This is a genomic window from Flavobacterium zhairuonense (genome assembly GCF_004352915.1).
Lineage (GTDB): Bacteria > Bacteroidota > Bacteroidia > Flavobacteriales > Flavobacteriaceae > Flavobacterium > Flavobacterium zhairuonense.
The window spans coordinates 1-12,504 of the sequence record NZ_SJSY01000063.1; the positions used below are offsets into that span (position 1 = coordinate 1).

The window sequence follows — 12,504 nt, forward strand, 5'->3', positions numbered from 1 at the left end:
GGTAACCGTAACTGATGCCAACTTATGTACAAAAACGCAAAGTTTTACAATCACAGAACCTGCTGCTCTTGTTGCAACAGCAACTCAGACTAATGTTTCTTGTAATGGCGGCTCAAACGGATCTGCGACTGTAAATGTTACCGGCGGAACTGGAGCTTACACCTATTCTTGGGCTCCAACTGGTGGAACTGGCGCTACAGCTTCTGGCCTTGCTCCGGGAACTTATACCGTAACCGTCAAAGATGCCAACTTATGCCAAACTACTGCCAGCGTTACGATTACAGAGCCTGCTGCTCTTGTTGCAACAATATCCAAAACAGATGTTTCTTGCAATGGCGCTGATAACGGAACTGCTACTGTAAATGCAACTGGCGGAACTGGAGCTTATTCTTACGCTTGGTCTCCTTCTGGCGGAACTGCCGCAACTGCAACAGGACTTGGTGCAGGAGCTTATACAGTAACGGTTACAGATTCAAATTTTTGTACAGTAACGCAGAGTTTTGTTATTACGGAACCTGATGCTCTTACAGCGACAGCAGTTGCACAAACAAATATTGCTTGTCACGGAGGAAACACAGGATCAGCAACGGTAAGCGCAAAGGGAGGAACAGGAACATATACGTATTCTTGGTTTCCATCTGGCGGAACTGCAGCAACTGCAACTGAGCTTAGTGCGGGAACTTATACAGTTACGATTATTGATGCAAATGCATGCACAGCACAGCAAAGTTTTACTATAACCGAACCTGCATTACTTGAAGCAACAACTTCAAAAACGGATCTATCTTGCAATAAAGGAAATGATGGAACCGCAACTGTAAATGTGAGTGGAGGAAAAGGAGCTTATACTTACTTATGGTCACCAAAAGGAGGAAACGAAGCTACAGCAAATGGACTTACAGCGGGAACATATTCTATTACCATTACAGATGAAAATTCTTGCTCAATCTCTAAAACAGTAGTAATTGAAGAACCTACGCCTTTTACGGTAAATACATTAGCTGCAACAAATATAACAGTTTCTGGAGCGCTAGTTTCGGGAACAATTTCTTTGGAAAATAATGATAGAAAATGTTTAACAGAAACAGGATTTGTTTATTCGCTTAAATCAAATCCGCTAATAACAGATAACAAAGTTATTGCAGGCAGTTCATTAGGATCAATTACTTCAGCGTTGAATAATCTAAATGGCAATACAAATTATTATGTGAGAGCGTATGCTATAAACAGTAATGGATTTGTAGTTTACGGAAATGAAATTAGTTTCACTACTGATAAATACGTACTAACTATTACTGCTTCGGCAGAACATCAGAAAGTTTTTGGAACAACTGATCCTGTTTTTAGATATACGGTTTCTGGACTTGTAAATGGTGATACAAATGCAATTATATCAGGAGTACTTTCAAGAGAAACTGGTGAAAATGTTGGAAAATATAAAATTAACGCGGGAACAATTGATGCTGGGAAAAACTATAAAATTGTTTTTGAAAGTGCCGTTTTTGAAATCATTAAAGCCGACCAAGTAATTTCGTGGAATCAAGATTTAGAATTTGGCTGTGAAACCGAAGATAACATAAATCTTGATGCAGTGTCAAACAGTGGGTTGCCTATAGTTTATTCGGTTGCGAATACTAATATTGCCGAGGTTTCGGGTAATAATTTAACGGTAAAAAATTCGGGAAGTACTTCAATTACAGCATCTCAAAATGGAGATCAAAATCATAACCCTGCAGTTACTATTATAAAACCTATTGAAGTTACACAAGGCGGACTTATATCGCAACATTGGTCTGATGTTCTTTTCTTTGATAATAAAAATAAAGAGTTTGTTTCTTGGCAATGGTATAAAAATGGAACAGCGATCTCTGGGGCAACTCTACAGTATTTAAGTGAAAATCAAGCTTTAAATGGCTCTTACTATGTCATTGCTACGGATAAAGACGGTAACAAAATTAAATCTTGTTTGTTTGAAATAACTGGAAAAGTATTTTCAAATAATATGAAAATATATCCTAATCCGGTAAAAGTGTCGAGTGAATTTACTTTAGAATGTAATTTTAGTGAAGTACAGCTTAAAAGTGCCATCATTGATATTTTTGACATTAATGGAAAATTAATTCAGACGATTTCTAATGTGAAAACTCAAAATCAAATAATTGCGCCTTCGCAAACTTCTATTTATATCGTAATGCTTACTTTATCAAATGGTGAGAAGAAAACACTTAATGTCTTGGTAAAGTAAAATGAGTTTTAATTTAAGATCAATGAAAATCAAAATCAAAATGAAAATCAAAATTGCAATTGCGATATTTTTATTATATAGTTCAATACAAGCGCAAGAAACTAGTATAAAGATTAGTGGAGGTCCATCAGGGATTCTTTATGAAAGTTCTCAAGGGAATGGAAATTTGAAAACAGGTGGAGGTTTAGGAATTGGATATACCTATTTTTTAAATAATCACTGGGGAATTAATACAGGCATAGATGTTTTTTACAATCAAAATACATTTAAGCTGAATGAAGGAACAACAATCAATTCAAATGAAGTTGATGACCAGATGTCGGCATTTGAATATAGAGTTTCACCGAAAAATTATCAGGAAAAACAGCATTTCATTTCTTTTGCTATTCCTGTTCTTTTACAATACAGAACCTCAGTTTCAAGCCAATCGCAGTGGTATCTAGGTTTTGGAGGAAAAGTTTTATTTCCAGGAAAACAAAATATAAAAGCTTCTGCTGATGAATTACAGTTAAGCGGTTATTATCCAGACACAGATCTTCTTATAGATAATTTGCCCTCGCACGGATTTGGGAAAATAAACAATTGGGAGGATAAAACATCGACAGATCTTAAGACTTCATTTTTAGTAAGTTTAGAAACAGGCTTGACTTTCAAATTAAAAGAGAATTTACAGCTTTATACAGGCGTATTTGCTGATTACGGATTTTCTGATTTGGCAAAAAAAAACGAAAACATCAATATTGTTTTGTATGATCCAAATGGTATTGAAAATACGCAGGCAAATGGTGTTTCAAGAAATAAAATAATAGTTCAAAAGAGCAATTATTTTTCTGCTGGTTTGCAAATAAAATTAGGATTTTCATTAAAAAAAACGAAAGGAAATTAAGAACGAAAAAAATAATAATAAATATTTGAAAAAAAGAAAGGTGCGGTTTCGTAATGAAACGCACCTTTTGTTGTATAATAAAACTTTTTTACATGAAAATTGTATATGCTAAGCTCTTATTACATGGAGTAGGCCTGCAATGCTCTTCTTGCCCATTTCCCCCAGTCTTTCAAAGCATCCAAAAGTATTTTGTTTAATCCTTTATTGTCAGTAGGTTTGCCTTTAATTGGTGGAACTAAATCTTTGTCAGATACTGGAATTTCAGTAACTTTTGTGGCAAACCAAGTCATATTTTCATGCGGCAGGGCCAAGCCTAAAATTGTTCCAGGTAAGCCTGTAAAAGATTCAGGACCGCCTGAGAACGGAATTTGAATTGTGAAATAGGCAACAACATAAACAGAATCAAGAACTATAGCATTTGCTCTGCGACATTCATAACCTGCAATTTCTCTTGTTTCATCGGTAATTTTCCAGTCAATCTTGCGTAAACTGTCTTTAACTAAATATAAATCATCGTAAACGTTTTTTTGGGTAGTGCTGGTTTGAGTATCTAGATCTGTGGCAATAATGTTTTTTAAATTAGCCATTGCATCATCTGCAATCCAATTATTGTTGCTTGTTGATTCATTGGTTTCATTCCATTTATATAAACTTTTGTTTTTTGAAAAAGTGAGTGTGCTTTTTGTAGTTTTAAATTGTGGATTGTTTTTTTTATAACTTTCAAAAGCTAATTTATAATAGCTTTCAGTTTCTCCTTTTATTTTTTTGGTAATCAAAGCATATATATTCGATTTTTTCTCAAATTCGATTACGCCACTTTGTACAAAGTGATCATTTTGTACTAATTGGTTATTTTGTGCAAAAGCATTGCAGCTTGTCAATACAATTATTAAAAGTAAGATGTGGTTTATTATTGCTTTCATAGTTTTAGTTTTGTTTAATTTCTCCTCCGCCCATTTTGCTGAAATCCCAGCTTACAGAGAACATAAAGTATCTTTGGATAGTTGTGTAAGTGCTTTGGTTGATATTTCCATTGAATGCAGAACGATTAAATCCTACATTTTGGTTCAAAAGATCTCTTCCCGTTATAGAAACTCTTAAATTATCTGATTTTAAGAATTTTTTTGTGACAGATGCATTCCAAATAAAACGTTCAAAACTTTCCTGAATTACTTGCGTTTTTCCATTATATTGATAATTACCATCTGAGCTAATTTCTAGTTTGAAAGGCAATTGTACGCTGGTCCAGAAATTTCCATTAAAGCCCCAACCATTACTATCACTATTTTGGTTGATGCTTGCATCAGCAACGTTGTAAGTAGGTCCGAAGCTAGCACTTAAATTGTATTTTTTTTCTTTATTCTTTGATAAGTTTAAATTAAGGGAATAAGTTGAATTTTTAGTTTGATTCAGTTTTGTGTTGATGTAATTATAGTTTAAATTTTTGCTGGCACTTAAGCCAATTCCTGCTGACATGTCTATGGCTTTGATTGTTTTGCCAAAATTAGTATTCAAATAATAACTTGTTGTAGCTTTGTTTTTTAGGTTTACAAATTGAGAAATACTTTGCCCTCTATCATTTGTAATCACATTGCTTATTATTGGGTTTAGTGTAAAATTGTACGATCCACCAACCGAAAAATATTGATTGCTAAGTACTTTATAGGAATAATAATTTCCTCTAAAATTATTTTTAAAAGAAGGATCTAAATTAGGATTACCCAAAATCGTATTTAATGGGTTTTGATTATTTGGTATCGGTTGTATTTGTTCTAACGTTGGCTGCTCATTGTTTCCGTTATACGACAAACGCAGTGATTCTCTTTGTTTAAAATTATATTGATAGCTTATCTGTGGCATGTAGTTGACAAATTTTCGATCAAAAGAACTATCTCTATAAACATCATATTGTTTAAATTTTACACCACTAAATTTAGAACCAGCAGAAAAAACAGTTTTATTTTTTTTGTAATTAAAAATCGCTCCAAGTTGGTTTATCGTTTGGTCTAATTCATAATTATTACTAAAAATGGAATCCAAAACGGTATAATCGCCATTTGGAGCTTGATTAAAAGATTTACGATCAGCTTTACCGTTACTAATGTTGAATCCATAGTTAAGAATCAAAGACAGGTTCTTAGATAACGGTTCGGTATAGATTAAATTTGATTTAAAAGCGGTATTACTAATATTATTGACTTTGTTTTGATCGACTACTTTGGTGCTATCTGGACTAATTACGGATGGTGTAAAAAATTCAGCTCTAGAATTTAAATAACCATTACTTTTGCTATCTGAACTTGATTGGTTTAAATTAAGAGATAATGTTCGCCCCGTTTTTTTAAATCTTTTGGTTAATAAAGTATTTATATTAAATGTTTTATCATCAACATCGTTTGTAGTTGTTTGTTTCAAATTATTCAATTGGTTGCCTTGTTCGTCAGTACCTTTTCGCGTTTCTGCGTCAATTGAATTACTCTTTTTAAATAATCCATCTACATTTAATTTTAATGTTAAAGTAGTATCAATTTTAATTTCATAAGTTAGATCAAGTTTGTTTTTAGTCATGTTTTTCTCAAAACTCTTGTCTGAAGTATTATAAATACTGCTAGAACTTAAATTTTGCTGGTTAATATCATTGCGATCTCCTGAAAGTTTGATATCGCCAATTTTATAATTTACATTGATAGATTCTTTATCGTTGTTCCATTTATTGTCAAAATGTATCCCGCCAGTTTGAGCTACTGGAATTCCTTCACCATTAAATTGTCCATCCCAACTGTCAAATTCATCATTACCATTGTTTGTAAAATAAATACCGCCATCATCAGTCACTTGATAACTTGTTTGGCCATATTTATCTTTATCTCCCCATCCTAATCCTACTTGTCCTGTGTTGCCAAAAATACCGTAAGCTGCTAATTTTTTCTTATCCCAAAACTTATTAAACATGGCTTGACCTTTGTAAAAATTATCAGTTCCTCCTCCGAGTTCTACTTTCCCGAAATGACCATTTTTTTTGTCTTCTTTAAGTTTAACATTCAGCGTTTTGGTTTTCTGACCATCATCAATTCCTGTAAAAGCAGCTTGATCACTTTTTTTGTCGTACAATTGTACTTTATCAACCATGTCCGCACGTAGGTTTTTTGTAACTAGAGTAGGATCATCACCAAAAAATTCTTCACCATCAACCAAAACTTTTGTTACAGTTTCGCCTTGAGCGGTAATTTTTCCATCCTTGTCAATTTGTATTCCTGGGAATTGTTTTATCAGATCTTCCACTTTTGCATTAGGTTCGATTTTAAATGCTTTTGGATCAAATTCTAACGTATCTCCTTTGATTTTCATGGCGGCTCTATTGCCTTTGATAATTATTTCTGATAGTATTTTTCCTCTATCTTCTAAATTAATTTTACCATAATCCTTGATTAATTTTGTGGAATCAACAGAAAATTGATCTACAAAATCAGCATATTTTGGATAAGAAACCAGTAAAATAAATTTACCGGGTTTAATATTATTCAACTCAAAATAGCCATTTTCTTTGGCTCGGGTAAATTTTACTAAAATGGAATCTTTTGCTCTTAACAAAGAGATTGATGCTTTCGTTAAAGTAGAATGATTTATGGTATCGGTTACATATCCTTTAACTGTGCCTGATGTTTGTGCCTGTAAAGTAGTTGATAAAAAAAGAAAGCAACATAATAATAGTATTGTTTGTCTCATTAATTGATTATGGTTTTTTGAAAGTAGGCATTATAGTTCTATCCTATTTTTGAGAAATAGAAATAAAATGCATTTGTTGATGATTTGTTTTTTGAGTAAGTAAGAGTGTAGATTCTAAAGTAGAAATTGAAATAGCACTTTTTTAGACAGGTTTGAAGAAGGGTAGTGACTTAGTTTTGTGAAATTCATGATTTTTTTTTGAGTTTTGGCAGTTAGTAGTGTAAAATTTAACGATTTGAATTACTAATCGTTAGTGTAATAGTTAAATATTGATGTGGTTCAAATCTAAGTAAAAATACTACAATGTAAAAAACGACTTTGCTTTTTTTTAACATAATTAATTATTAATAATCTTGTTTTTTAGCCAATCTTGCTTGGATTCTAGTGTATTTCTGCCTTGTTTTTTTTGCTTTTCCTATGTTTTATAAGCAAAGGTCTTGTGTTTCTGTGTCCATTTAGGTATGAACTCCAGTGTCTCTACGTGCCATCATTTGGCCACAAAAAATATTTTTTGCATCTCAGTTTTTCGAGGTACAAACAAGGTACAAATTTAATCAAAACATCATCTAACATACAAAAGAAAGTGCAAGTAAAAAACGAGTTAAAATATTGTTTATAAATATTTTAACTCATTTGTTTTTGTTTTGTGATGTTTACCGATTTCCCGATGCAGAAATTAGCAACTTAATATTTATATGGTTTAACAGAGTTCGAGGTACAAGAAACGTACAAGTCTGTACAAAATAAAGCGATACAAAAACAAACAAACTTTTATCCATTATTTCAATTGAAAAGTAACTTTTGTTAATTTATAATAACTTTCTTTCTAAGAACTCATTGATCAAGTGGTTGAAGTAAATGTATAAAATTTTAAGCATATAAATTATTGTTTATATATTTTAATGTATTCACTACACGACAATTCGTATATTATTGTTTGATTTTAAATATATTGCCTTCTTTCAAGTGTCAATCTGTATAAAAGATAATTATTCTCTTCAAAGCTATTTTAATCTTTTCGGAATATCTTCTAATCAAATTATTTTCATGAAAAATGAAATATTATTAAGTGTCTATATCTAAAAAAAAAAAAACAGTAAACTGTTTATTTTTAAGATGTTATTGTTTGAGCTTTTTGTTTAAATATAATTAAATATTGCAAAATACGGAAAACCGTAAAAATTAAATAAAATCCTTTTGTTTATTTGCCCGCCAATTTTAACGAAGTATTAACAACTGTTTATTTCCGTTAAACCAATATTAAATAAACAAATTATATATGAAAAACATCGCTTTACTGCTTTCATTTTTTATTATTCAACAGACTTTTTCGCAAAATACATTTCCCCCAACAGGTAATGTTGGCATTGGTACAACAACCCCTGATGCTAAACTCAATGTAGTCGGAAATATAAATATTGATAATGTTGATTGGACTACAGATAACGAACTAAGAATTCGTGAAGGAGGCAGTAATACTTATGGCGCATTTTTCAAGTATGGCTTAAATGATATATTGGCAATTGGTACGAGAAATGCTGACTTAGATTACGATGCTATTCAAATCTCAAGAGGTTCATTAAATACTGTATTTAAGGGAAATGTAGGTATCGGAATATCAACTCCTACTACTAAACTACAAGTTTTGCATTCTCTAACTAACGATAGCAATGAAGTAATAGCTTCTTTAACAAGATTTGGTACAACTAATGGCGGAAGTAGTATTGTTCGCATTGGTTATCATGATACCTGTGATTTTGAAGTTAATTCCGGATATTCATATTATGGACATAGATTTGGAAGTTACTTCGATCTTAATATTATAAATAATAAAACAGGTGGAGATCATGGTGCAATAAATTTTATTACTAATGCTAGTGTCAAAATGGCTATAAAAGCAAATGGCAATATTGGAATTGGCGTCTCTGCACCTCAAAACAAACTAGACGTCAACGGCACAATCCATTCCAAAGAAGTAAAAGTCGACATGAATGGCTGGTCAGATTTTGTTTTCAAAAGAGATTATGACTTGCCAACACTTCAAGAAGTTGAAAAACATATTACTGAAAAAGGGCATCTGGAAAATATTCCATCTGAAGAAGAAGTTCTAAAAAATGGAATTAATCTCGGAGAAATGAATTCTAAACTTCTGCAGAAGATTGAGGAATTAACTCTTTATATGATTGAATTGAAAAAGGAAAACCTAGAAATGAAAGAAAGATTAACTACGCTGGAAAACAAATAAAAATGGAAAAAAGAATTATAATTATTGTTGCTTTATTAGTATATAACATTGGATTTTCGCAACAAATAGGTGATGGATTGGCACCTGGTACAAGTACTTACTTGGGGGCGATCAATTCAGGAGTATACAGCGGTTTTAATGCCATTGGTGGAATTCCAGATACAAGTTATAGTTGGAGTCATCTTTTCGTTATTAGACACGGAAATCCTAATAATCTTTTTCAATTACAACTTTCTTCTTCATATACGGAAAACGATAGATTATTTTTTAGAAAAACTAATGATGGAAATAACCCAACTTGGAATGAAGTAGCCACAAGGGGAGCAAATACTTTTAATGGTAGTCAAATAATTACAGGAAATTTAATTCTTGGACAACAGGGAGAAATTAGCACAATTTCTGGCCCAGCAAGTAGTGGGGCTATTCAAATTAAGACAAACGTTAATTACGGAGGAGCTAGTAATAGATATTTAAGGTTGGGCTGGAAAGACAATAATGCTTTTTTTAATCCTGTTTTATCAATAAATGACGATCTGAATGTTGGAATAGGAACAATTAATCCAGCAAACAAACTAGATGTTAACGGAACAATCCACTCGAAAGAAGTAAAAGTAGATATGAATGGCTGGTCAGATTTTGTATTCAAAAAAGATTATGTTTTACCTACACTTCAAGAAGTTGAAAAACAAATTGCTGAAAAAGGTCATCTTGAAAATATTCCTTCTGAAGAAGAAGTTTTGAAAAATGGAATCAATCTAGGAGAAATGAATTCCAAACTTTTGCAGAAGATAGAAGAATTGACACTTTATTTGATTGAAATAAAAAAAGAGAATATGGAATTAAAAAATCAAAATGAAAATTTCAAAGTTGTGTTTGAAAGACTTTCAAAAATTGAAGAGAAATTAAAATAAAGATTTATATGAAACTTAGATTAGCTATTATTACAACATTTTATTTTGCTTTAAATGCGAATGCCCAAATATATACGCCTACAGGAACTATTCAAGGAACATCTGGGAATAATAACGTAGGGATTGGAATTATTTCACCAACTTCTAAATTGGATGTTTCAGGTACAATTAAAAGTTACGAAAGTACCCCATTAGGATCTCCACTTGGATCATCACAGTTAATTAATGAAATTGGTGGGAGTTGTGGAACTGCTAATAAAATGTTAAATAGATCTTGGCTTTATAGAGATAATGCCTCGGATTCCAATTGGTGGACAACAAGATTTCATGACGGAATTTCTATAGATGGCACTTATTCAACCCCGCAAACTAATACGAGAACATGGTGGGAAAGGGATCCTTATGATAATATTCAATCATGGGGCGATGGAGCTAATACATATTTTACAATCAATAAAGGCAAAATAGGAGTAGGAACATCTACTCCTGAATCTAAATTAAGTATATACTCAAGTTATGCCGAAGGATGGAATTCTGGGCTTGAATTGCTTAGGGAGGACGGAGGCAAAGCTTGGATTACTGCTGATGCCGAAGGGATGAAATTTAGAACTCCTATTGATGGAGATGGGTTTTACTTTAGAGATAATGATAATAATACGTCATTATTTATCGCAGATGGAGGCAACATAGGGATAGGTACTATAAATCCAATTGCGAGATTAACTATACAAGCTGGGCCAAATGGTTATCCAACGCCCTTGAAAGCAATAAGTATATGGGGACCAAACACACCATTTAATTCAAACTCTGCTCAAGAAATTAGTTGGGATTTTTCAGGTGCAGGATCAGCTAGTATCCGTAGTTATAGAGGTACAAGTTGGGATACCTATATGCAATTTTCAACTAATAGTATAAATACTAGTGGAAATACGCCGCAAGTTCGTATGCATATTAGTGAAAATGGGAATATAGGTATTGGAACAACAAATCCCTTAAATAAACTAGACGTCAATGGAACAATCCACTCGAAAGAAGTTAAAGTAGATATGAACGGCTGGTCTGACTTTGTTTTCAAAAAAGAATATATTTTGCCAACCCTTGAACAAGTTGAAAAACACATTGCTGAAAAAGGACATTTGGAAAACATTCCAAGTGAAGAGGAAGTCTTAAAAAATGGAATTAACCTCGGAGAAATGAACGCTAAGCTCCTACAAAAAATTGAAGAACTAACTTTGTATTTGATTGAAATGAAAAAGGAAAATGAAAAAGTGAAAGATGAAAATAAATTAATGAAGAAATACCAGGCAGAGCTAGAGAGAAGAATTTTAAAAATTGAAAATCAATAATATTATGAAAAAAGCAATATTAATAGTGTTTTTTGTTTTATGGGGAAAGGATTCAATTTCAGCTCAAAATACTTTTTCGCCGACAGGGGATATAGTTTTAAGTACTCAAGAGTATTTAGGCAATTCATTAATATTTAATGGTTGGGGAGAAAATAGTTTCATCAGAAATGAATCCATAGGTAATAGCAGCAATGGTCATTCACGCCTTCGAGTATATTTAACAGATGATTGGACCTACGATCAGGGCTTTGAAATTATTGCCAAAAGGTATGATGGGCCATTACGTACTTTGCTTTATATACCTGGCGATGGTAGTCAAACAAATTTTTTTAGCGGCGCTTCTTTTGGAGGTAATGTAGGAATCGGTACTGTAAATCCAAAAAACAAACTTGACGTAAACGGTACAATACATTCTCAAGAAGTAAAAGTTGATATGAATGGCTGGTCTGATTTCGTATTTAGAAAAGAATACATCTTACCAACACTTGAAGAAGTGGAGAAATATATTGCGGAAAAAGGTCATCTAGAAAACATTCCATCTGAAGAAGAAGTCTTGAAAAACGGAATCAACCTAGGAGAAATGAACTCCAAACTTCTTCAGAAAATTGAGGAGCTGACCTTGTACATGATTGAGCAGAATAAAACTATCGAAGAATTAAAACAAGAAATAAAAAATATTAAATCAAAAATTTAATGAAAAAAATAATAACCCTATTATTGTTTGGAGTTTGTCTTCTGTCAAACGCCCAGCAAAAAATTACTTTCGGATATGATTCGGCCGGAAATCAATTGACTCGCACTTTATGTTTAAGCGGATGCACTTCAAAGCCTACCAAAGCCGTAAAAGAAATCGAGGCCCTTACAGATGAGGATATGCTTAAATTTTCAGAAGAAGATGTCATTTCATATTATCCAAATCCTGTGAAAGAAGAACTGTATTTGAGGTGGCAACTTACAAATGATAATTATGTTAGCTCGATTCAAATTTTTTCTGTGTCAGGACAACAATTGAGAACTTATCAGTTGACTAATCGTAATGAAAGCCAGAATATTCCTTTTCAGGAACTGCCATCCGGCGTTTATCTGGTAATGCTGAACTACAGTAGCGGCGATCAAAAATCTATTAAAATTATTAAACAATAAGG

9 protein-coding genes are annotated in these 12,504 nt (G+C 32.4%); 7 read left to right on the forward strand and 2 right to left on the reverse strand.

Translation table 11 applies throughout. The features are described from left to right. Positions 1-2,245 (forward strand): MBG domain-containing protein (locus tag EYY60_RS02660; protein ID WP_132987856.1); only part of this gene is annotated, 2,245 nt, incomplete at its 5' end. A 22-nt stretch (positions 2,246-2,267) separates the two neighbouring features. Continuing rightward, positions 2,268-3,131, forward strand: a complete 864-nt coding sequence (locus EYY60_RS02665) for an outer membrane beta-barrel protein (protein WP_162847840.1) — start codon at positions 2,268-2,270, stop codon at positions 3,129-3,131. A gap of 119 nt (positions 3,132-3,250) precedes the next feature. Here the strand turns inward: EYY60_RS02665 and EYY60_RS02670 are convergent, their stop codons facing one another. Both EYY60_RS02670 and EYY60_RS02675 read right to left on the reverse strand, forming a co-directional pair. Then, a complete protein-coding gene (locus EYY60_RS02670; protein ID WP_132987858.1) occupies positions 3,251-4,054 on the reverse strand; it encodes a GLPGLI family protein in 804 nt (267 codons plus the stop codon). A gap of 4 nt (positions 4,055-4,058) precedes the next feature. Continuing rightward, positions 4,059-6,857, reverse strand: a complete 2,799-nt coding sequence (locus EYY60_RS02675) for an outer membrane beta-barrel family protein (protein WP_132987859.1) — start codon at positions 6,855-6,857, stop codon at positions 4,059-4,061. A 1,279-nt stretch (positions 6,858-8,136) separates the two neighbouring features. Between EYY60_RS02675 and EYY60_RS02680 the strand changes: the two genes are divergently transcribed. From EYY60_RS02680 to EYY60_RS02700, 5 genes are read left to right on the forward strand one after another with little or no spacing between them, the layout of a single operon-like run. After that, positions 8,137-9,102 (forward strand): hypothetical protein, encoded by a 966-nt coding sequence (locus tag EYY60_RS02680; RefSeq protein ID WP_132987860.1) that lies wholly within the window; start codon positions 8,137-8,139, stop codon positions 9,100-9,102. Positions 9,103-9,104: 2 nt separating this feature from the next. Further along, positions 9,105-10,013, forward strand: coding sequence for a hypothetical protein (locus EYY60_RS02685; protein ID WP_132987861.1), 909 nt, complete (start codon positions 9,105-9,107; stop codon positions 10,011-10,013). Positions 10,014-10,021: 8 nt separating this feature from the next. Continuing rightward, the gene (locus EYY60_RS02690; protein ID WP_132987862.1) at positions 10,022-11,359 is read left to right on the forward strand and encodes a hypothetical protein; all 1,338 of its coding nucleotides are present in this window, start codon (positions 10,022-10,024) and stop codon (positions 11,357-11,359) included. A 4-nt stretch (positions 11,360-11,363) separates the two neighbouring features. Next, positions 11,364-12,053: a hypothetical protein gene (locus tag EYY60_RS22420; protein ID WP_235832272.1), complete on the forward strand. Its 690-nt coding sequence runs from the start codon at positions 11,364-11,366 to the stop codon at positions 12,051-12,053. Beyond that, the gene (locus EYY60_RS02700) at positions 12,053-12,502 is read left to right on the forward strand and encodes a T9SS type A sorting domain-containing protein (RefSeq protein WP_132987863.1); all 450 of its coding nucleotides are present in this window, start codon (positions 12,053-12,055) and stop codon (positions 12,500-12,502) included. The genes EYY60_RS22420 and EYY60_RS02700 overlap by 1 nt, the downstream gene beginning before the upstream one ends. Positions 12,503-12,504: the final 2 nt, after the last annotated feature.

What these genes read in the sequence shown, in the direction of transcription:
- EYY60_RS02680 (WP_132987860.1), top strand. Translation starts at nt 8,137, where the DNA reads ATGAAAAACATCGCTTTACTGCTTTCATTTTTTATTATTCAACAGACT.
- EYY60_RS02685 (WP_132987861.1), top strand. Translation starts at nt 9,105, where the DNA reads ATGGAAAAAAGAATTATAATTATTGTTGCTTTATTAGTATATAACATT.
- EYY60_RS02675 (WP_132987859.1), bottom strand. Translation starts at nt 6,857, where the DNA reads ATGAGACAAACAATACTATTATTATGTTGCTTTCTTTTTTTATCAACT.
- EYY60_RS02690 (WP_132987862.1), top strand. Translation starts at nt 10,022, where the DNA reads ATGAAACTTAGATTAGCTATTATTACAACATTTTATTTTGCTTTAAAT.
- EYY60_RS02665 (WP_162847840.1), top strand. Translation starts at nt 2,268, where the DNA reads ATGAAAATCAAAATCAAAATGAAAATCAAAATTGCAATTGCGATATTT.
- EYY60_RS02670 (WP_132987858.1), bottom strand. Translation starts at nt 4,054, where the DNA reads ATGAAAGCAATAATAAACCACATCTTACTTTTAATAATTGTATTGACA.
- EYY60_RS02700 (WP_132987863.1), top strand. Translation starts at nt 12,053, where the DNA reads ATGAAAAAAATAATAACCCTATTATTGTTTGGAGTTTGTCTTCTGTCA.
- EYY60_RS22420 (WP_235832272.1), top strand. Translation starts at nt 11,364, where the DNA reads ATGAAAAAAGCAATATTAATAGTGTTTTTTGTTTTATGGGGAAAGGAT.